At 66.4% G+C, this 20,039-nt stretch carries 17 protein-coding genes; 12 read left to right on the top strand and 5 right to left on the bottom strand.

The window, feature by feature from the left end:
- Window positions 1–7: 7 nt before the first annotated feature.
- The 5 genes from LOY53_RS15070 to LOY53_RS26705 form a co-directional block, all read right to left on the bottom strand.
- A complete protein-coding gene (locus tag LOY53_RS15070; protein ID WP_252824627.1) occupies window positions 8–781 on the bottom strand; it encodes an SDR family NAD(P)-dependent oxidoreductase in 774 nt (257 codons plus the stop codon).
- A gap of 66 nt (window positions 782–847) precedes the next feature.
- Window positions 848–2,032, bottom strand: a complete 1,185-nt coding sequence (locus LOY53_RS15065) for an acetyl-CoA C-acyltransferase (RefSeq protein ID WP_258702872.1) — start codon at window positions 2,030–2,032, stop codon at window positions 848–850.
- Between the two features lie 34 nt (window positions 2,033–2,066).
- The gene (locus LOY53_RS15060; RefSeq protein ID WP_252824625.1) at window positions 2,067–4,160 is read right to left on the bottom strand and encodes a 3-hydroxyacyl-CoA dehydrogenase NAD-binding domain-containing protein; all 2,094 of its coding nucleotides are present in this window, start codon (window positions 4,158–4,160) and stop codon (window positions 2,067–2,069) included.
- Between the two features lie 113 nt (window positions 4,161–4,273).
- Window positions 4,274–6,061 (bottom strand): acyl-CoA dehydrogenase C-terminal domain-containing protein, encoded by a 1,788-nt coding sequence (locus tag LOY53_RS15055; protein ID WP_252824624.1) that lies wholly within the window; start codon window positions 6,059–6,061, stop codon window positions 4,274–4,276.
- Window positions 6,062–6,173: 112 nt separating this feature from the next.
- Window positions 6,174–8,831: a LuxR C-terminal-related transcriptional regulator gene (locus tag LOY53_RS26705; protein WP_309475927.1), complete on the bottom strand. Its 2,658-nt coding sequence runs from the start codon at window positions 8,829–8,831 to the stop codon at window positions 6,174–6,176.
- A gap of 453 nt (window positions 8,832–9,284) precedes the next feature.
- Between LOY53_RS26705 and LOY53_RS15040 the strand changes: the two genes are divergently transcribed.
- From LOY53_RS15040 to LOY53_RS14985, 12 genes are all read left to right on the top strand, one after another.
- Entirely contained in the window at window positions 9,285–10,334 is a 1,050-nt protein-coding gene (locus LOY53_RS15040; RefSeq protein ID WP_252824623.1) for a phosphotransferase family protein, read from the top strand.
- Window positions 10,331–10,696, top strand: a complete 366-nt coding sequence (locus LOY53_RS15035; RefSeq protein ID WP_252824622.1) for a DUF6285 domain-containing protein — start codon at window positions 10,331–10,333, stop codon at window positions 10,694–10,696. The genes LOY53_RS15040 and LOY53_RS15035 overlap by 4 nt, the downstream gene beginning before the upstream one ends.
- The gene (locus LOY53_RS15030) at window positions 10,689–11,399 is read left to right on the top strand and encodes a histidine phosphatase family protein (protein WP_252824621.1); all 711 of its coding nucleotides are present in this window, start codon (window positions 10,689–10,691) and stop codon (window positions 11,397–11,399) included. The genes LOY53_RS15035 and LOY53_RS15030 overlap by 8 nt, the downstream gene beginning before the upstream one ends.
- Window positions 11,400–11,426: 27 nt before the next feature.
- Window positions 11,427–12,605, top strand: a complete 1,179-nt coding sequence (locus tag LOY53_RS15025; protein WP_258702871.1) for an acyl-CoA dehydrogenase family protein — start codon at window positions 11,427–11,429, stop codon at window positions 12,603–12,605.
- The gene (locus LOY53_RS15020; protein WP_258702870.1) at window positions 12,602–13,360 is read left to right on the top strand and encodes an SDR family NAD(P)-dependent oxidoreductase; all 759 of its coding nucleotides are present in this window, start codon (window positions 12,602–12,604) and stop codon (window positions 13,358–13,360) included. The genes LOY53_RS15025 and LOY53_RS15020 overlap by 4 nt, the downstream gene beginning before the upstream one ends.
- Window positions 13,361–13,498: 138 nt before the next feature.
- Window positions 13,499–14,479: a quinone oxidoreductase gene (locus tag LOY53_RS15015; protein WP_027596388.1), complete on the top strand. Its 981-nt coding sequence runs from the start codon at window positions 13,499–13,501 to the stop codon at window positions 14,477–14,479.
- Window positions 14,480–14,489: 10 nt separating this feature from the next.
- Window positions 14,490–15,338, top strand: a complete 849-nt coding sequence (locus tag LOY53_RS15010) for a TauD/TfdA family dioxygenase (RefSeq protein WP_252824613.1) — start codon at window positions 14,490–14,492, stop codon at window positions 15,336–15,338.
- 29 nt (window positions 15,339–15,367) lie between these two features.
- The gene (locus tag LOY53_RS15005; protein ID WP_027596390.1) at window positions 15,368–16,420 is read left to right on the top strand and encodes a 3-keto-5-aminohexanoate cleavage protein; all 1,053 of its coding nucleotides are present in this window, start codon (window positions 15,368–15,370) and stop codon (window positions 16,418–16,420) included.
- Window positions 16,421–16,715: 295 nt separating this feature from the next.
- Window positions 16,716–18,050, top strand: coding sequence for an MFS transporter (locus tag LOY53_RS15000; protein ID WP_252824611.1), 1,335 nt, complete (start codon window positions 16,716–16,718; stop codon window positions 18,048–18,050).
- Window positions 18,047–18,709 (top strand): DsbA family oxidoreductase, encoded by a 663-nt coding sequence (locus tag LOY53_RS14995; RefSeq protein WP_258702869.1) that lies wholly within the window; start codon window positions 18,047–18,049, stop codon window positions 18,707–18,709. The genes LOY53_RS15000 and LOY53_RS14995 overlap by 4 nt, the downstream gene beginning before the upstream one ends.
- Window positions 18,706–19,032 (top strand): Rieske 2Fe-2S domain-containing protein, encoded by a 327-nt coding sequence (locus tag LOY53_RS14990; protein ID WP_258702868.1) that lies wholly within the window; start codon window positions 18,706–18,708, stop codon window positions 19,030–19,032. The genes LOY53_RS14995 and LOY53_RS14990 overlap by 4 nt, the downstream gene beginning before the upstream one ends.
- Window positions 19,029–20,039, top strand: a complete 1,011-nt coding sequence (locus LOY53_RS14985) for a YeiH family protein (RefSeq protein WP_027596394.1) — start codon at window positions 19,029–19,031, stop codon at window positions 20,037–20,039. Before LOY53_RS14990 ends, LOY53_RS14985 begins: the two co-directional genes overlap by 4 nt.

The raw sequence follows: 20,039 nt of genomic DNA, 5'->3' as shown, positions 1-20,039 counted from the left end.
CTCCTTGTTACAACGGGTTGACCAAGTGCCCGCCATCCACGGCGAGGACGCTGCCAGTCATGAACGCACCGGCGTCACTGGCCAGCAATAGCAGTGGGCCGTCGAGCTCGCTCAATTGGCCCAGGCGGCGCATCGGCACGTGGTCCTTGATGTACCCCTGGCCGGCCTCGCTGTCGAAGTAGGCCTCGTTCATCTCGGTCTTGAAGTAACCAGGGGCGATGGCATTGACGCGGATCCGGTAGCGGGCCAGCTCCAGCGCCATGGCCTTGGTCAACTGCACCACACCGGCCTTGGCCGTACAGTAGTGGCTCAGCCCGGCCCCTACGCGCAGGCCCAGGATCGAGGCGATGTTGACGATGCTCCCGGCGCGGCCGGCCTTGACCAGGCGCTGGCCAGCGCATTGAGCGACATGAAACACGCCATCGAGGTTGGTCGAGAGCATGCGCTGCCAGTCCTGCCCGCTCAGTTCGAGAAAGCGCCCAGGGTCGCCGATGCCGGCGTTGTTGATGACCACATCGACCACACCGAAGCGGGCCTCGGCCTGGTCGAAGGCCTGTTCGACACTGTTGCGTTGAGTGACGTCGAGCGCCACGGCCAACGCTTCGCCGCCTTGGGTTTCAAGTTGCTCGACCAGCGCGCGCAAGCGCTCGACCCGCCGCGCCGCCAGCACCACACGGGCGCCAGCGGCCTGGGTCAAACGTGCGAAGTGGGCACCCAGGCCGCTGGAGGCGCCGGTTACCAAAACGGTCTTGCCGACAAGGGAAAAAGGGGTTGCTAGCATGGCGCGTTCCTCATCATTCAGTGAGTGGGCAGGGGCGGTGTGGGAGCCCTTGCGGTCCGGTTGTGTTCACAGCACTTCAAACAGGCCCGCCGCCCCCATGCCACCGCCCACGCACATGGTCACCACCACATAGCGCACCCGGCGCCGTTTACCTTCGAGCAGCGCATGCCCGACCATCCGCGCGCCGCTCATGCCATAGGGGTGGCCAATGGCGATGGCGCCGCCGTTGACGTTCAGGCGCTCAGGGTCGATGCCCAGGGTGTCGCGGCAATACAACACCTGGCAGGCGAACGCTTCGTTCAGCTCCCACAGGCCGATATCGTCGACGTTCAGCCCATGCTGCCTGAGCAGGCGCGGCACCGCGTACACCGGGCCGATGCCCATCTCCTCCGGCGCCAGGCCGGCCACGGCGATGCCGCGGTACAGGCCCAGCGGCCTGAGGTTGCGCTGCTCGGCCAGGCGCGCGTCCATCAGCACGCAAGCACTGGCGCCGTCGGACAGCTGGCTGGCGTTGCCGGCGGTGATGCAGCCACCGTCGAGCACCGGCTGCAAGCGCGCCAGGTCGTCCAGGCGGGTCTGCGGGCGGTTGCCCTCGTCCTGCGCCAGGGTTACCTGGCGGTAGCTGATCTCGCCGGTGTGCTTGTCCTTGACCCTTTGCTGCGCAGTCACCGGCACGATCTCGGCCTCGAACAACCCAGCCTGCTGGGCGGCGGCAGTGCGCAGCTGCGATTGCAGCGCATAGGCATCTTGCGCGTCACGGCTGATGCCGTAGCGCCGGGCGACGTGCTCGGCGGTGTGCAGCATCGGCATGTAGGCGTGCGGCACCTGCTGGATAACCGCGTTGTCCTGCTCGCCCAGCGCCCATTCGAGGTTGCGCACTTGTACCGCGCTGATGTTTTCGTGGCCGGCGCCAACGGTGACGTGCATGCCATCGACGATGATCTGCTTGGCGGCGGTGGCGATCGCCATCAGCCCGGAGGCGCACTGGCGGTCGAGGGTCTGGCCGCTGACCGACACGGACAGCCCGGCCGCCAGCGCGCTCATACGCCCCAGGTTCCAGCCGGCGGTGCCAGTGGGCATGGCGGTGCCCATCACCAGGTCTTCGATTTCGTCGGCAGCGATGCCGGCCCGTGCAACGGCCGCCTGGATGGCATGGGCGGCGAGGCTGGGCGAGCGCAGGTTGTTGAGGGCACCGCGAAAGGCCTTGCCGATCGGGGTGCGGGCGGTGGAGAGAATAACGGCGTCTTTCATGAACGGGGTTCCTTGATGGCCAGAAGAGGGCAGCTCAACGGTGTTGCGCGCGCAGCTTGCCGGTGCTGCTCGCCAGGCGCCGCAGCAAGGGGGCTGGCTGCAACCACAGGTGGCCGTAGGCACCCAGGCGATCGCGCAATTGCTCGATGCCAGCCAGCACGGTGTCCAGGCCGATGTCGCGGGCGTAATGCAGCGGCCCACCACGCCAGCCCGGGAAGCCGTAGCCGTTGACCCACACCAGGTCGATGTCACCACTGCGCAGGGCGATGCCTTCGTCGAGCAATTGCAGGCCTTCGTTGACCAGCATGAACAGGCAGCGGTCGTGGATTTCTGCGTCGCTGATGGTGCGCCGGGTGATGCCCAGCTTGGCGGCCAGTTGCGCCGCGAGCTGCACCACCTCGGGGTCTTCGATGCGTTCGCGGCCCTCGTAGCGGTAGAAGCCGCGCCCGCTCTTCTGCCCGTGGCGGCCCAGCGTGTAGAGTTCGTCGGCCAAGCGGAAGTAGCTCGGGTCGTGGGCGATCTCGCTGCGCCGCGCCTGGCGCACCAGGTAACCGACGTCGATGCCGGCCAGGTCGTACATGGCGAAGACGCCCATGGCCAGGCCGAGGTCGGTCAGCACCTTGTCCACCTGGGCCGGCGATGCGCCTTCGAGGACCAGGCGGTGGGCCTCGCGGGCATAAGGCTCGAGCATGCGGTTGCCGATGAAGCCGAAACACACGCCAGACACCACCGGTAGCTTGCCGATGCGCTTGGCAATTTTCAGCGTGGTGGCCAGCACGTCTGGCGCCGTGGCCCGGCCGCGCACCACTTCGAGCAGGCGCATGACATGGGCCGGGCTGAAGAAGTGCAGGCCGACCACGTCCTGCGGGCGGCGGGTGCAGGCGGCGATGCGGTCGACATCCAGGGTCGAGGTGTTGCTGGCCAGGATCGCGCCGGGCTTGCACACCCGGTCGAGGGTGCGGAACACCGACTGTTTGATCGACAGGTCTTCGAACACCGCTTCGATCACCAGGTCAGCGTCAGCCAGGTCGGCGTAATCGAGGGTGCCTTGCAGCAGGCTCATGCGCTGTTCGAGTTGCTCGGCGGTGAGCTTGCCGCGCTTGATGGCGCTTTCGTAGTGTTTGCGGATCTGCGCCAGGCCGCGGTCCAAGGCCTCGGGCTTGAGCTCCAGCAAGCGCACGGGGAGGCCGACGTTGATGAAATTCATGGCGATGCCGGCCCCCATGGTGCCGGCGCCGATCACGGCAACCTGGGCGATGTGGCGCAGCGCGGTGGCCGCGTCGATACCAGGAATGCGCAGCGCCTCGCGCTCAGCAAAAAACAGATGACGCAGCGCAGTGGCCTGGGGGTCTTGCAGCGCTTCGCGGAACAGCGCCTGTTCGCGGGCCAGGCCTTCGGCCAACGGCAGTTCGCAGGCAGCGCGCACGGCCGCCAGTACCCGCAGTGGCGCCCGTTGGCCAGGTTTGCGGGCAGCCAGCTGGGCCTCGTGCGTGGCGAACAGGCCCTGGGCTGGGAGCGCGGGTGTAAGCCTTGGCGGGGCGGGGTTGGCGAGTTGCTCGCGGGCAAAGGCGCAGGCTTGGTCGAGCAGGTCCTGGCCGGGCTCGACCAGGCAGTCTACCAGCCCCAGTGCCAGGCCTTGGCGGGCATCGATCGGTTCGCCGCCGAGCATCAGCTCCAGCGCGGGCGCCACGCCGATCAGCCGTGGCAGGCGCTGGGTACCGCCGGCACCGGGCAGCAGGCCCAGGCGTACCTCCGGCAGACCCAGTCGGGCAGTGGCGCTGGCAACGCGATGGCTGCAGGCCAGGGCCAGTTCCAGCCCGCCGCCCAGCGCCACGCCATCGATGGCGGCGATCAGTGGCTTAGCGATGCTGGCCAGCGTGTCGAGCAATTCGGGCAGGGCGGGTGTCTGCCAGGTGCGTGGGCTGCCGAACTCGCTGATGTCGGCGCCGGCACTGAACGGCAGTGAGCGCCCATGCAGGATGACTGCCTTGACCTCGGGGTCGCTGGCGGCCTGGGTGCAGGCCTGTAGCAGTGCCTGGCGCAGATCGTGGCCCAGGGCATTGACGGGGGCGTGGCACAGGCCGATCAAGGCCAGTTGGTTATCGCGGCGATAGTCGATCAGCGGCATGGGAACCTTCCTGTTGGTGTCCTGAAAAAACGAGGCGGCGGCCCGGAGCGTTGGCCACCGCCGAAAAACCCGCTGCCCCTGGGGGACTCGGCAGCGGAGCCTGCCAGGCAGGGTCAGCGGGCGAAGGCGGCGTCGCTGATGTTCATCAAGTTGTCACTGCCCGTGCGGATCAGCGTCTCGTGCAGGCTGGCCCGCGGCAGCAGGCGCTGCAGGTAGAAACGCGCGGTCTCGCGCTTGCCTTGGTAGAACGCCACGTCGTCGCTGCCGGCCGCCAGTGCCTGTTCAGCGACGCAGGCGGCGCGCAGCCACAGGTAGCCGATCAGGGTGTAGCCGCAGAGCATCAGGTAGTCGAAGGCGCTGGCGCCAATCAGGTTGGCGTCGGAGCTGCTGGCGTCGCGCAGCCACTCGCTGACGTCGCGCCAGGCGCTGACGCGCTGTTGCAAGGCCTGGGCGAGGTCGGCTGAGGCCGAGGTGTTCTGAATGAAGGCTTCGATTTCGCTGAGCAGTTCGTCCAGGGCTTCACCGCCATCGGCCAGCACTTTGCGGGTCAGCAGGTCGATGCCCTGGATGGTGTTGGTGCCTTCGTAGATCGCAGTGATGCGCACATCGCGGGCGATCTGCTCCATGCCCCATTCGCGGATGAAACCGTGGCCGCCGAAGACCTGGATGCCCAACTGCGCGGCCTCGTTGCCGGTCTCGGTCAAAAAGCCTTTGGCAATTGGCGTGAGCAAGGCCAGCCGGCGTGCCGCGGCCTGGCGCACACCTGGGGTGACGCCGTGGTGCAGCAGGTCGACGCCCTTGGCGCAGGTGTAGGCCAGCATGCGACCGCCTTCGGCATAGGCCTTTTGGGTCAGCAGCATGCGCCGGACATCGGCATGGCCGATGATCGGGTCGGCGGGCTGGTCGGCGCGCAGGCGCGGTGTGGCACGCATCTGCACGCGGTCGCGGGCATAGGCCAAGGCCCCCTGGAACGAGGCTTCGGCGTGGGCCTGGGCCTGCTGAGAAACCGCCAGGCGCGATTCGTTGATGTAGGTGAACATGGCGTTCAGGCCACGGTTGGCTTCGCCCAGCAGGTAGCCTGTGGCGCTGTCGAAGTTGAGCACGCAGGTGGCGTTGCCGTGGATGCCCATCTTGTGTTCGATAGACCCGCAACTGACGCCGTTGAGGGCGCCCAGGCTGCCATCGGCGTCGACCTGGACCTTTGGCACGGCAAACAGCGAAATACCCTTGACCCCGGCCGGTGCGCCTTCGATGCGCGCCAGCACCAGGTGCACGATGTTTTCCGTCAGGTCGTGCTCACCGGCCGAGATGAAGATCTTGCTGCCGTTGATGCGGTAGCTGCCGTCTGCCTGGGGCCGAGCGCTGGTGCGCAGCAGGCCGAGGTCCGAGCCGCAATGGGCCTCGGTCAGGCACATGGTGCCGCTCCAGCGGCCGGCGATCATTGGCGGCAGAAAACGCTGGCGCAGGGCCTCGTCGGCATGCTCGCTGAGGGTGCTGATGGCGCCGCCGGTGAGGTTGCCGTACATGCCCCAGGCGTGGTTGGCGCTGCAGATCATCTCGTGGTTGACGAAGCCCAGCGAGGGCGGCAAACCCTGGCCGCCGTAGGCTGGGTCTTTGTCCAGGCCCAGCCAGCCGTTGGCGGCGAAGCGCTTGAAGGCCTCGGCGAAGCCCGGCGGGGTGCTGACCTTGCCATCCTGCCATTGGCAACCGTGCTGATCGCCCACGGCGTTGAGCGGTGCCAGTTCCTGCTCGGCGAACTTGGCGCCTTCCTCGACGATGGCGGCGAAGGTGTCCGCGTCGGGGGCTTCGCAGCCAGACAGCTGTTGATAGTGGCCGCTCAGGTCGAGCAGCTCCTGGGCAACGAAGGTGATATCGCGCAACGGGGCGGTGTAGCTGGGCATGCCGGACTCCTGGCTGGGTGGATTCGGCATGTTGTAGCAGGCAGGCCCCGCACGCCGCGTCCACCCCCCCGGTGGAATGGGGGGTGGAATCGGCGTGGCGTGCGGGTGGAGGTCAGTGCAGCAATTGCAATTCGCGCGCTGAGCACAAGGCGCTGTCGCGGTCGGCCACGTCGAGTTTGCGGAACAGGTTGTTGATGTGGGTCTTGACCGTGCTCAAGCTGATGAACATCGCCTCGGCAATCTGCCCGTTGCTCTGCCCGCGTGCCATGCGTTGCAGCACCTCCAGTTCACGGCGCGACAGCGGCACGATCAACGCGCTGTCAGTGCTGTCTCGCCCCGCCAGCAATGGGCGGAACAGGGCATTGAGGCGCTCGCGTGACGGTGGCGGGGTCGCCAGGGCCAGGCGCTCGCGAGCCTGTGGCAGCAGCAATGTGCGCAAGGCTTCAAGGCACGCTTCGCCTTCGTATTGCAACAGTTGCCCGAAGCCGTACTCACACGCCAGTTGCAAGGCCTGTTCGAGGCTGTGCAGGGCCTGGTCGTGGGCGCCGCGGTCCTGGTGCAGGGCTGCGTCGAGTAACAGGGTGTCGAGCAACAGGCGGCGGTTGGTGTTCGCTTTGGCCTGGGCGTGCAGTGTCGCCTGGATCTGCCGCGCCTTGTCGCGCTGCCCCAGGTGGCGCTGCACCCAGGCATAGGCCAGCCACTCTTCAGGCAGCAACTGCTGGTCATATTGGCGGCTGCACCAGTGCCACTGGTCAAGCCAGCCGGGCAGGTAGTCGGTGTCGTTGTCACGCAGCGCCAGGCGCGCCAGCCAGGCCCCGGCCTGGCGGTACAGGGTGAACAGGCGGAACTGCAAGGCCAGCCGGCGCACTTCTTGCCAGCGCGCCTTCGCTTGAGCGGTCTCGCCCAGCGCCCAGTGCAGGCAGGCCTGGTGGTGGAACACCCAGGGCAGCGCGGCGCTGTGCGGGAAGCCCAGCGCCAGTACTTCGGCCTGGGCCAGGGCGTGGCGCGCCTGGCTCAGCTGGTTGGCCTGCAGCAGGGCCAGGCCTTTGCCCAAGTGGCGGAACAGCTCATAGAAGCGCCCCGAACTGCCGGCAGCGGGCTGCTCGGCCATGCCTTGCAGGCGTTCCCAGGCCGCTTCGCTGGCACCTTGGGCCAGTTCGATCTGGCCCAGCAGCAGTTGCAGCAAGTTGGTATAGCCGCTCAGCCCGAAGCCTTGCAGTTCGACCAGGGCGCGGCTGGCTTCGGCGTGGGCCGGTTGCAGTTCACCCAAGGCCGCCAGGCAGTTGGCCCGGTCGAAATACAGCACCGAGCGCGCAGCGTTGTGCTGCCCAAATTGCTGCAATGCCCGCGCAGCCAAGGCCAGGCCGTGCGCCAGGTTGCCGCCCAGGTAGGCCAGGCGGCTACGCAGGAACATCACCGTCTGCTGCACCCGCTCGGGGTGGCGCGGCACAGCGTGGCGGCGCTGTAGGGCATACAGCTGGTGCAGGCACTGGCAGGCCTGGGCGATGTCGTTGGTGACCATCACCGTGGAGGCTTCGGTCACGGCCAGGGTGAAGCTGTCGTTGCCGGCATGGCCGGCCACCTCGTCGAGCACATCGACCAGGGTGTTGACCTTGCCTTCGCGTAACAACTCGAAGCCATGCCGGTCGACGATGCCGAGCACGGCGTCCAGGTCCCTGGCCCGGCCGTACTGGTAGATCGCCTCGGTGAAGCGGCGCTGCGCCAGCAGCCAGTTCGCGGCCTGGCGGTGCAGTTGCCGCAGGCGTTGCGGGTCGCGTTGTTCGAGGCGTTGGTAAAGGCTGTTGCGCAGGGCAGGGTGGTAGCGGTATTCGGCGTGGCTGGCCTGGGGCATTTCGATGATCAGGTCCAGCCGCTGCAATTGGCGCAGCGCCGCCGTCACATCGGTATTGGCGGCCAGTTCACCGGCCAGCCCCGCATCGAACACCTGAGCCACGGCGGTGTGTTCAAGAAAGCCGCGCAAGGCGGTGGGCAAGCGCTGCAGGCGTTCTTCTTCCAGAAACTGCCGGGCATGGGCGTAGGCCTGACGCGTGATCGGGCGCAGGTCGCCGGGCGGCTGGCCGGTGCTCTGCAGCGCTTCGCGGTAGGCCTCGAACCAGAACAGCACGCCGCTGGGCCAGCCCTCGCTGCCGGCGCGCAGTTGGTACAGCGCGTCGCTGCCCAGGCGGACGTCACGGGCCAGTGCCAGCTGGCCGGTCTCTTCGCTGTCCAGGGCCAGTTCACGCGCGCTTAGCACGGCCAGCCGGCCGTCGCGGCGCAGGTGGGCCAGGGGTAACGCCGGCGGACCTTCGCTGGCGGCGAGCAGGCGCAGTGCTGGCGGCGGGTCGTGCAGCAGGGTGTCGAGGTACTGCCAGGCCTGGGCGGCGTTGAGCAGGTGCAGGTCGTCGAGTAGCAACGTCACCGGGGCCTGGCGGGCTTCAAGGTCGGCGAGGATGTGGCTCCACAGCTGCTCGGCCTGGGGGAGTTCGCGGTGTGACGCCGGCAACTGAAGGGCGGCGTGCAGGTGCAGCAGCAGGGCCAAGGGCTGGTTTTCGGCGCGGGTCAGGCGCAGCCATGCAAAGGGGCCGGTGAGGCGGCGGGCGAACTGGCCGAGCAGGGTGCTTTTGCCGTAGCCCAAGGGCGCTTGCAGGAGGATGACAGCGCCGTCGTCCAGCGCGCTGGCCAGGTGGTCGAGCAACCGGGTGCGCTGTAAGGCCCTGGGTGGTTCGGCGGGTGGGCGCAGCTGGTTGGGTTTGAGCGCGGGAAGGTGCATGGCGAGCAGTGCTCCGTCGGGTCAGCCAGGTATCGTAGGGGGTGGGGGGTGTTTGTCACAACATTTTTGGCGCCTGGCAGATCGAGCGCCGCCCGCGCGGCGCTTCGCAGCACAAGGCTGCTCCTACATTATTCTCGGGCCAATTATTCCTAAGGCGGTCGCGCGCAAATCTTACAGGCCTCATTGGCCCGAAACAGATGTAGGAGCAGCCTTGTGCTGCGAAGCGCCGCGCGGGCGGCGCTCGATCTCCCAGGCGCTGCAAATGTTGTGGCGAACACATCAGCCCTGAACAACCCGTTCAAATTTGAAACCGCCCCGTTCAAATCCGCCATCAAATCAAACCCAAAAATCTCTATAAACCATTGATTAATAACAAATAATAAAACCAATAAACGACCTGGCAATCATCTTGCAATCGGCTAGCCCACGAACGACCAGCCAATTGGACCCACCATGCCCATCACCCATCCCGCGCTCCCCCCTAGCGCTCGCATCGACATCCCAGACGCCCATTCACAGCTCTCTACCTACCTACAAAACCAACTCGACAGCCACCCCGTGACCCTCACCCGCAGCGAGCGATTGTCAGGCGGTGCCATCCAGGAAAACTGGCTGCTCGAGGCCGAAGTCGCAGGCCAACCACAGCGTTGGGTACTGCGCACCGACGCCGCTTCCGCAGTAGCCGCCAGCATGACCCGCGAGCAGGAGTTCGCGGTACTCGACGTGGCCCACCAAGCCGGTGTCAACGTACCCAAGCCTCTCTGGCTGTGCCAGGACCCGCAGGTCATCGGCCGCGACTTTTTCATCATGCAGGCGCTGGCCGGCACTGCCAGTGGCCACCGCCTGACGTCCGCCCAAGATGCGCCGCAGGGCAACCCGGCATTGTGCCGGCAGTTGGGCGCCAACCTGGCGCGCCTGCATCAGGTACGCCCGCCGCAGCAGGCGCTGGCGTTTCTGCCCGCCGCTGCACCCGACACAGTGCAAGCCAGCGTCGACCAGTACCGCCAGTTTCTGGATGCCTTGCCAGGCAGCCACCCGGTGCTGGAGTGGGGCTTGCGCTGGTGTGAGCTGAACAAGCCTGCGCCCTTGCCCACGTGCCTGCTGCACCGCGACTACCGCACCGGCAACTACATGGTCGAGGCCGGTGCGCTGAGCGGCGTACTGGATTGGGAGTTCGCTGGCTGGGGTGACCCGCGTGAGGACCTGGGCTGGTTCACCGCGCGCTGCTGGCGCTTCGGCCGGCCGGATCTGGAGGCGGGCGGCATCGGCCATCTGGAGGACTTGCTCGCCGGATACCGCAGCGTGTCGGCGCTGGAACTGGACAGCCAGGCGCTGCGCTTCTGGCAGGTCATGGCCCACCTGCGCTGGGCGGTAATCGCCCTGCAGCAGGCCGAACGCCATGTGTCTGGCCAGCAACGCTCGCTGGAGCTGGCGCTGACCGGGCGGATGGTCAGCGAACTCGAACAGGAAATCCTTTTGCTCACCCGTGGAGGCCACGCATGAACCAGCCCGATGCCCGCGACCTGCTTGTGACGGCGCGCGACACCCTGCTCACCCATCTGCTACCGGCGTTGCCGAAAGGGTTGCACTACCAAGGGCGGATGGTCGCCAGCGCCATGTTGATCGCCAGCCGCGAACTGGCGCAGGCGGCGGACTGTGCCGAGGTCGAGCGCCAGGCCCTGGCAGCCTTGCTGACGCAGCACGGCCAGGCAGCGACGGGGCTTGAACAGGCCCGCGCGTTGCTGGCACGGCGCATTCGCCAAGGTGCCTACGATCAGGACCCAACACGGTTACTGGCGGCGCTGCGGGTGATCAACCGGGCGCAGTTGAGTATCAGCAACCCGAAGGTGTTGGCCCATGACTGACCAGCCCACCCAGCGTCGCCGCTGCTACTTGGTTCGGCATGGCCATGTCGATTACTTCGATGCCGATGGCCGGCCCCTCGACCCGCGGCATGTGCCGCTGTCGGCGCAAGGCGTGGCCCAGGCCCAGGCGTTGGGCCAGGTGCTGGCGCACACCCGGTTCGACCGGGCGGTGTGTTCGGACTACCCGCGCACCCGCCAAACCCTCGACCAACTGCTGGGCCCGCGCACCTTGGCGGTGGAGCAGCGCGCCGCCTTGCGCGAGGTGCGGGCCGGCCGCCTGCGGGAAATACCCCCAGGCTGCCTGCACCGCGAAGTGGCCCAGGCCTATCACCTGGCCGACCGCCCCGGCGGCGCCTTTTTGCGCGGCGAGCCTTGGGTGGCGTTCCAGCAACGGGTGCTGGACAGCTTCCAGCAATTGCTGGCCGAGCCCGGCTGGACATCGTTGCTGCTGGTCAGCCACGACGCCGTCAACCGCATCCTCCTGGCCTGGGCCAGCGGCACCGGGCTGGGTGGGCTGGCTGCCTTCGAACAAGACCCTGCTTGCCTGAACATCGTCGATATCGACATGGCCGGCACGCAAGCACAGCACGCGTTCATCCGCACCCTCAACTACACCCCGTACGACCCCGGCAAGGCCTCTATCGACAAAACCGTGATGGAGCACCTGCACGCCGCCATCGACCCGCGCCGCCTGCACGCCTGAGCCTTTCCCTCTACAAGGAACCCCACCATGCATTTCGCCCTTTCAGCCGAGCTGCTCGCCCTGCAAACCAAGACCCGGCAGTTCATTGCCGAAAGCGTCATCCCCCTGGAGCACGACCGCCGCCAGACCGCCCACGGCCCATCGCCCGAACTGCGCCAGGCGCTGCTCGATCGGGCCCGTGAGCACGGCCTGCTGACCCCGCATGCCGCGCGTGAAATGGGCGGCCTGGGCTTGAGCCATGTCGAAAAGGCGATCATTTTCGAGGAAGCGGGCTATTCGCCACTCGGCCCGGTGGCCCTGAACATCCATGCCCCGGACGAGGGCAACATCCACCTGTTGGAGCAGGTGGCCACGCCGGCGCAAAAAGACCGCTGGCTGCGGCCACTGGTGCAGGGCCATATCCGCTCGTGCTTCGCCATGACCGAGCCCAGCCCGGGCGCCGGCTCCGACCCCTCGATGCTGACCACCTTGGCCGTGCGTGACGGTGACGACTACGTTATCAATGGCCAGAAATGGTTCATCACCGGGGCCGAAGGCGCGCAGCTGGCGATCATCATGGCGCGCATGGAAGACGGCAGCGCGACGATGTTCCTGACCGACACCGACCGCCCGGGCTTCATTCTGGAGCGCATGATGGACTCGCTGGACAGTTGCTTTGCCGGCGGCCATGCGGTGTTGCGTTTCGAAAACCTGCGGGTGCCGGCCAGCGATGTGCTCGGCGAAGTGGGCAAAGGCTTCCGTTACGCCCAGGTGCGCCTGGCGCCAGCGCGCCTGACCCACTGCATGCGCTGGCTGGGCCAGGCCCGCCGCGCCCATGACGAGGCCTGTGCCTACGCCAACCGCCGGGTCTCGTTCGGCAAGCCGCTGGGCGAGCATCAGGGGGTGGGCTTCATGCTCGCCGACAACGAGATGGACCTGCATGCCACGCGCCTGGCGATCTGGCATTGCGCCTGGGTGTTGGACCAGGGCGAGCGGGGTAACGTCGAGTCGAGCATGGCCAAGGTGCTTAGCTCGGAGGCGATCTGGCGGGTGATCGACCGCAGTGTGCAGGTGCTGGGCGGGCAGGGCGTTACCGGCGAGTCGATCGTCGAGCGGATCTTCCGCGATGCCCGCAGCTTCCGCATCTATGACGGCCCCAACGAAGTGCACCGCATGAGCCTGGCGAAAAAGATCCTCGCCCGTGCGGCCACGGGGGCCGCCAAATGAAGCACGACAGCTATCAGGACCAGGTGGTGATGATCACCGGCGCGGCCAGTGGTTTCGGCGCATTGCTGGCGCAGCGCCTGGCGTTGAGGGGTGCCAGGCTGGTGCTTGGCGACCGCGATGTGGCCGGCCTTGAGCGGGTCGCCGGGGCCCTGCGCGGGGCTGGCGCCACGGTACTTGCCGTACCTTGCGACGTGACCCGTGAGGTGCAGGTCAAGGCCATGGTGGCGGCGGCCCTGGCGCGGTTTGGTCGCCTGGATGTCGGGGTCAATAACGCGGGCATCCTGACGCCGATGAAGCGCTTCGTCGACACCACAGAAGACGAGCTGGACCGCAGCCACGCGGTCAACACCAAGGGCGTGTTCTTCTGCATGCAGCAGCAGATCCGCCACATGCTGCCCCAGGGCGGCGGGGTGATCCTCAACATCGCCTCCATGGCCGGGCTGGGCGGGGCACCCAAGTTGGCCGCCTATGCGGCGGCCAAGCACGCGGTGGTCGGGCTGACCCGCACCGCAGCGGTGGAATATGCCCGCCAAGGCATTCGCATCAATGCCCTGTGCCCGTTCTACAGCGCCACACCGATGGTCACCGCCAGCGAAGTCGCCGAGCAGCAAGCGATGCTGGCCCAGGGTTCACCGATGAAACGCCTGGGCACGCCTGAAGAAATCGTCGCGGCAATGCTGATGCTGTGTGCCCGCGAAAACAGCTACATGACCGGCCAGGCCATCGCCGTCGACGGCGGCCTTTCGGCGTTCTGAGCCCCTGCGCCAGGCGCGCTGTCATCAACTGTAAAACCGTTGTCGTCCGATGATAAGCGGCGCTTGGCGCAACGGCCTAAATTGCCCCTCAAGACGCACTTTGTGTGCTCAACAACAATGACAAGAAGGGAGATTGGCATGGCCAAAGCGGTACGTTTCTACGAAACCGGAGGGCCTGAGGTCCTGCGTTACGAAGACGTCGACGTCGGCGAGCCCGGCCCAGGGCAGGTGCGCCTGCGCCACGTGGCGGTTGGCCTGAACTACGCCGACACTTATTTTCGCAATGGCACCTACCCGATCCCGCTGGCCAACGGCATGGGCGTGGAAGCGTCGGGTGTGGTGCAGGCGGTAGGCGAGGGCGTCAGCCATGTGGTGGTCGGCGACCGGGTGACCTACACCGGCTTCCTCAACACCCTCGGCGCCTACAGCACCGAGCGCCTGATCCCCGCCGCGCCGTTGATCAAACTGCCAGAAACGATCTCCTTCGAGACGGCGGCCGCCATGACCATGCGCGGCCTGACGGCCTCGTACCTGATGCGCCGCCTGTACGACTTCAAGCCCGGTGACAGCATCCTGCTGCACGCGGCGGCCGGTGGCGTCGGCCTGATCGTTTCGCAGTGGGCCAAGCTGCTCGGCCTGACCGTGATCGGCACCGTCTCCACTGACGCCAAGGCGGCTGTGGCCCGCGCCCATGGCTGCGACCACACCATCAACTACAGCCACGAAGACGTCGCCCAGCGCGTGCGCGAGCTGACCGATGGCGTAGGCGTCAACGTGGTGTTCGACAGTGTCGGGCGCAACACCTTCATGGGCTCGCTGGACTCGCTCAAGCGCCGTGGCCTGATGGTGTGCGTGGGCACCGCGTCCGGCAAGATCGAACCGTTCGACCCGCAGTTGCTGGCGATCAAAGGCTCGTTGTTCATGACCCGGCCGGCCTTGGCTGACTACATCGCCGACCCGGCAGAGAAGACCCGCCTGGCCACCGAGCTGTTCGACCATGTCAGCAGCGGCCGCATCCGCATCGAGATCAACCAGCACTACGCCTTGCAGGATGCGGTGCAGGCGCACCGTGACCTGGAGTCGCGCAAGACCACCGGCTCGTCGATCTTCGTCATCTGAGGGCACTGCCATGCAAGTCGAACAACTGACCTGCGCCATCGGTGCCGAACTGGTCGGCGTAAGGCTGGCCGATGCCATTCACGATGACGGCCTGTTCGCCGAGATTCGCGCCCAGCTGCTCAAGCACCGGGTGCTGTTTTTGCGCGACCAGGCCATCAGCCGCGCTGAGCACGTGGCGTTCGCCCGTCGCTTCGGTGAACTGGAGGATCACCCCGTCGCTGGCAGCGACCCGGAGCACCCGGGCCTGGTGCAAATCTACAAACGCCCCGACCAACCGGCCGACCGCTACGAAAACGCCTGGCACACCGACGCCACCTGGCGCGAAACCCCGCCAATGGGCTGCGTGCTGCGCTGCGTGGAGTGCCCGCCGGTGGGCGGCGACACCATGTGGGCGAACATGGTGCTGGCCTACGACAACCTGCCGACCGAGATCAAGGCCCGCATCGAGGGCTTGCGCGCCCGCCACAGCATCGAGGCCAGCTTCGGCGCCGCCATGCCGACCGACAAGCGCCTGGCGCTCAAGGCCCGCTACCCCGATGCCGAGCACCCGGTGGTGCGCACCCACCCGGAAACCGGCGAGAAGGTGCTGTTCGTCAATGCCTTCGCCACCCACTTCTCCAACTACCACACCCCCGAGCGCGTGCGCTTCGGCCAGGACGCCAACCCCGGCGCCGCCGACTTGCTGCGCTACCTGGTGAGCCAGGTGTACATCCCCGAGTACCAGGTGCGCTGGCGCTGGACACCCAACAGCATCGCCATCTGGGACAACCGCAGCACCCAGCACTACGCCGTCATGGACTACCCAGCCTGCCACCGCAAGATGGAGCGAGCCGGGATCATGGGCGACAGCACTTTCTGAACAGACAAGAACAAGACTGAGGATCAGACATGCAATTCTTCGACGACTCGCTGCACCCGGAAAACATGGAAAAGGTAGTCATCACCGTGGCCCCCTATGGCCCCGAGTGGATGCCCGACGATTTCCCCCAGGACATTCCGGTGACCATGGACGAGCAGGTGCAAAAGGCAGTCGATTGCTACGAAGCCGGCGCCACTGTACTGCACCTGCATGTGCGTGAACTCGATGGCACCGGCTCCAAGCGCCTGTCCAAGTTCAACGAGCTGATCGCCGGGGTGCGTGAAGCGGTGCCGGACATGATCATCCAGGTCGGCGGCTCGATTTCGTTCGCACCCGAAGGCGAGGGTGAAGCGGCCAAGTGGCTGAGCGACGACACCCGCCACATGCTGGCCGAGCTGACCCCAAAGCCTGACCAGGTGACGGTGGCGATCAACACCACCCAGATGAACATCATGGAGCTGCTGTACCCCGAATATCTGGAAGGTACATCGCTGGCCAACCCTGGGATCCAGGCCGCCTATAGTGAAATGACCGTGCCCGCCGGGCCGGCCTGGGTCGAGGAGCACCTGCGTCGGCTGCAGGCCAGCAATATCCAGCCGCATTTCCAGCTGACCGGCATGCATGCCCTGGAAACCCTTGAGCGCCTGGTGCGCAAGGGCGTTTACAAAGGCCCGCTGAACCTGACCTGGATCGGCATTGGTGGCGGCTTCGATGGCCCGAACCCGTTCAACTTCTTCAATTTTGTGCACCGTGCGCCAGATGGCTGCACCCTGACCGCAGAGTCGCTGCTCAAGAACGTGCTGCCGTTCAACACCATGGCCCTGGCCATGGGCTTGCACCCGCGCTGTGGTATCGAAGACACCATCATCGACCAGCACGGCAAGCCGTTCACTTCGGTGCAGCAGATCCAGCAGACCGTGCGCGTGGCGCATGAGCTGGGGCGTGAAGTGGCCAATGGCAAGGAAGCCCGGGCGATCTACCGGATCGGTGAGCAGTACGCATCCGTCGAGGAAACCTTGCTGGCCAACGGCATGGCGCCGAACCGCCGGCCGGGCCAGAAGGGCGTGCCACAGCGCGCCTGAGGCACCGGCCTCATTCCCTTGTAGGAGCAGCCTCGTGCTGCGAAGAGGCCCGTGATAGCTGCGAAGATTCGCGGTTCTGCCTCTTCGCAGCCTGTAGGAGCAGCCTTGTGCTGCGAAGAGGCCCGTTATTACTGCGAAAATTTGCGGTTCTTTCACCGGCCTCTTCGCAGCGCAAGGCTGCTCCTACAAGGGGCGCGCGTCTGACGCGAGGCATGAGGCCAGTCCCCGCAGCACAGATTTTGGCATTTGTTCATAACAACAAAAACAACCCAAGCCAGATACCCGAGGAGGCAGCATGGCCACCTATCACACCGGTGCGACGGACCCAGGCACGGATACATCACTGGGCATCCCCCGGCGCTATGCCTGGATCGTCTTTGCCCTGACCTTCGGCCTGTTGATCTCCGACTACATGTCGCGGCAGGTGCTCAACGCCGTGTTCCCCCTGTTGAAGCAGGAATGGCAGCTCAGCGACAGCCAGCTCGGCCTGCTCAGCGGCATCGTCGCCCTGATGGTGGGGCTGCTGACCTTTCCGCTGTCATTGCTCGCCGACCGCATCGGCCGCATCAAGAGCCTGACCTTCATGGCGGTGATGTGGAGCCTGGCCACGCTAGGCTGCGCAGTCGCCGAAAACTACCAGCAGATGTTCATCGCGCGCTTTCTGGTCGGTGTCGGCGAAGCGGCCTATGGCAGCGTCGGTATTGCCGTGGTGGTGGCGGTGTTCCCGCGTGAGATGCGTGCCACCTTGGCCGGGTCGTTCATGGCCGGTGGCATGTTCGGCTCGGTGCTGGGCATGGCCCTGGGCGGCGTGATGGCCCAGCACCTGGGTTGGCGCTGGGCGTTCGCCGGCATGGCGTTTTTCGGACTGGCCCTGGCGCTGCTCTACCCGCTGATCGTGCGCGAGGCGCGCATTGCCCCGAAAAATCAGGCAAGCGCCACCGACAAGGCCGCCTTGAAGGCATTGCGCCCGCTGCGCACGCTCTATTCAAGCCGCTCGGTGATCAGCGCCTATGTCGGCAGCGGCTTGCAGCTGTTCGTCGGCGGCACGGTGATCGTCTGGATCCCCAGCTACTTGAACCGCTACTACGCCATGAGCACCGACCGGGCCGGCGCCGTGGCAGCAATCATCGTGCTGTGCAGCGGCGTCGGCATCGTGCTGTGCGGCATGTTGTGCGACCGCATGGGGCGCGATCGCCCTGATCGCAAGATCAGCCTGGCCATCGCCTACTGCCTGGGCAGCTGCGTGCTGCTGTCAGTGGCCTTCGCCATGCCGGCGGGCCTGCCGCAACTGGTGCTGATCTGCCTGGGCATGATGATTGCCGCAGGCACCAATGGCCCGTCCAGTGCCATGGTCGCCAACCTGACCCACTACACGGTGCATGGCACGGCATTCGCCACCCTGACCCTGAGCAACAACCTGCTCGGCCTGGCCACAGGCCCGTTGATCACCGGCAAGGTGTCCGACCTGATCGGCCTGCAAGCCGCCTTTCAACTGGTGCCGTTGATCAGCATCGCCGCCGCCGCGGTGTTTTTCTACGCCAAGCGCCACTACCACCCTGACATGGCGCGCTTGGCCTGTGGCAATAGCCCGCAAGCGCCTGTCGAGCCTGTACTGGAGGCCCGTACGTGAAGCATTCGCTGTCGATTGACATGTATTTCGATTTCATCTGCCCGTGGTGCCTGATCGGCAAGCGGCAACTGCAAACCGCGCTGGCTCAGTTGCGCGAAGCCCGGCCCGAGGTCGAGGTCAACCTGGCCTGGCATGGCGTGCAGCTGTTGCCCGACCTGCCCGCAACCGGCCAGCCGTTCGCCGACTTCTACCGCCGCCGCCTGGGCAGCGACGAGGCGGTGCGGCAACGCCAGGGGCAAGTGCAGGAGGCTGCGCGTGCCGTGGGCGAGCTGATCGACTTCAGCCGGATCGCGCGCATGCCCAATTCTGCTGACGCCCATCGCCTGCTGCTGCATGCGGTCGAGCTGGGCAGCGAGCAACAGGTCGAGGCGCTGCTGGAGCGGCTGTTTGCCGCGTATTTCCGCGAGGGCGAAGACTTGGGCGATCGCGACACCCTGTTGCGCATCGCCGAACAGTGCGGCTTTACGCCTGCCACGCTGGCCGGGAGCCTGAGCGCTGATGGCCGGCCATTCATCAGTGCCAACGCCGACATCGCCAGCAGGGGCGTGCCGTGTTTCGTCTTCGACGACCACCTGCGCGTGTTCGGTGCCCAGCCGGCAGAGCAACTGCTCGACGCCATGCACCTGGCGCTGTCGCGTTCGGCGGGGGTGCAGGCGTGAACGGGCGTATCGAGGTACCGGCCCAGCGCGTGCCCGGCGTCGGCGAGCGTGTGCTATTCGAACACGGGGGCAAAAGCCTGGCGTTGTTCAATGTCGACGGGCGTTTGCTGGCCATCGACGACAGCTGCCCGCACCAGGGCTCATCGTTGTGCGCCGGGCAACTGGACGGCGCCGTGATTCAGTGCCGCGCCCATGGCCTGCGCTTTGACCTTGCCAGCGGCTACCTGCTCAATTCCAAGGCACTCAAAGTGGCCAGCTACCCGGTAGAGGTGGAGGGCGACCAGGTCCTTATCGTCATCACCGGCCAGGAGGTGGTGTCATGAGCACCCTTGCGCTTGCCCAGGTCAACCACCGCGCGCGGGAGTTGGCGCCGGGGCTTAGCGTCAGCCTGATTGCCGCTGGGGCGGCGAGCTTTCTGGCGGAGCATTATGGCGCGCCGGTCATGCTGTTTGCCCTGCTGCTGGGCCTGGCGCTGAATTTTCTGGCCAGCGATGGCAAATGCAAAGCCGGCATCGAATTCACCGCACGCACGGTATTGCGCCTGGGCGTGGCATTGCTGGGCATGCGCATCACCCTGGAGCAGATGGCAGGCCTGGGCTGGAAGGCCGTCGCACTGGTGGTGATCCTGGTGGTGGTGACCATCGGCGTGTCGATGGTGGCGGCCAAGGCCCTGGGGTTCCAGCGCCTGTTCGGCATGCTCACCGGTGGCGCCACGGCGATCTGCGGCGCCTCGGCGGCGTTGGCGCTGGCCGCTGCGCTGCCCAGCCACCCGCAAAAAGAGCGGGCGACGCTGTTCACTGTGATCGGTGTGTCGGCGTTGTCGACCCTGGCGATGATCCTCTACCCAATGATCGCCAACGCGCTCGGCCTGTCGCCACAGGCTGCCGGAGTCTTTCTTGGCGCGACGATCCATGACGTCGCCCAGGTAGTGGGGGCGGGCTACAGCATGTCGCCCGAAACCGGCGACACCGCCACGGTGGTCAAGCTGATGCGCGTCGCCATGCTGGTGCCGGTGATTGTTGTCGCGGCCATGATCTCGCGCCGCCAGGGTACCGACACCGCAGGCAAACGCCCGCCATTGCTGCCCTGGTTCGCGGTGGGGTTTCTGGCGCTGGCCTGCATCAACAGCACCGGGTGGGTGCCGTTGGCCGTGCAGGGTGGGGTCAACGAGCTGTCGCGCTGGTGCCTGGTGGTGTCGATCAGTGCCCTGGGCATGAAGACCCAGCTCAAGGAGCTGGCCGCCGTGGGCATCAAGCCGATTTTGCTGATGGTCGGCGAGACGGTGTTCCTGGTGGCGCTGGTGCTGGTGCTGTTGCGCTTCGGCTTGTAA

This window comes from Pseudomonas sp. B21-031 (assembly GCF_024748985.1).
GTDB lineage: Bacteria > Pseudomonadota > Gammaproteobacteria > Pseudomonadales > Pseudomonadaceae > Aquipseudomonas > Aquipseudomonas kermanshahensis.
This window is presented reverse-complemented; position numbering and strand designations above follow the sequence as displayed.

Bases quoted from the DNA above. Each gene is read 5' to 3' on its own strand.
- LOY53_RS15070 (WP_252824627.1), bottom strand. From the start codon at position 781: ATGCTAGCAACCCCTTTTTCCCTTGTCGGCAAGACCGTTTTGGTAACC.
- LOY53_RS15065 (WP_258702872.1), bottom strand. From the start codon at position 2,032: ATGAAAGACGCCGTTATTCTCTCCACCGCCCGCACCCCGATCGGCAAG.
- LOY53_RS15060 (WP_252824625.1), bottom strand. From the start codon at position 4,160: ATGCCGCTGATCGACTATCGCCGCGATAACCAACTGGCCTTGATCGGC.
- LOY53_RS15055 (WP_252824624.1), bottom strand. From the start codon at position 6,061: ATGCCCAGCTACACCGCCCCGTTGCGCGATATCACCTTCGTTGCCCAG.
- LOY53_RS26705 (WP_309475927.1), bottom strand. From the start codon at position 8,831: ATGCACCTTCCCGCGCTCAAACCCAACCAGCTGCGCCCACCCGCCGAA.
- LOY53_RS15040 (WP_252824623.1), top strand. From the start codon at position 9,285: ATGCCCATCACCCATCCCGCGCTCCCCCCTAGCGCTCGCATCGACATC.
- LOY53_RS15035 (WP_252824622.1), top strand. From the start codon at position 10,331: ATGAACCAGCCCGATGCCCGCGACCTGCTTGTGACGGCGCGCGACACC.
- LOY53_RS15030 (WP_252824621.1), top strand. From the start codon at position 10,689: ATGACTGACCAGCCCACCCAGCGTCGCCGCTGCTACTTGGTTCGGCAT.
- LOY53_RS15025 (WP_258702871.1), top strand. From the start codon at position 11,427: ATGCATTTCGCCCTTTCAGCCGAGCTGCTCGCCCTGCAAACCAAGACC.
- LOY53_RS15020 (WP_258702870.1), top strand. From the start codon at position 12,602: ATGAAGCACGACAGCTATCAGGACCAGGTGGTGATGATCACCGGCGCG.
- LOY53_RS15015 (WP_027596388.1), top strand. From the start codon at position 13,499: ATGGCCAAAGCGGTACGTTTCTACGAAACCGGAGGGCCTGAGGTCCTG.
- LOY53_RS15010 (WP_252824613.1), top strand. From the start codon at position 14,490: ATGCAAGTCGAACAACTGACCTGCGCCATCGGTGCCGAACTGGTCGGC.
- LOY53_RS15005 (WP_027596390.1), top strand. From the start codon at position 15,368: ATGCAATTCTTCGACGACTCGCTGCACCCGGAAAACATGGAAAAGGTA.
- LOY53_RS15000 (WP_252824611.1), top strand. From the start codon at position 16,716: ATGGCCACCTATCACACCGGTGCGACGGACCCAGGCACGGATACATCA.
- LOY53_RS14985 (WP_027596394.1), top strand. From the start codon at position 19,029: ATGAGCACCCTTGCGCTTGCCCAGGTCAACCACCGCGCGCGGGAGTTG.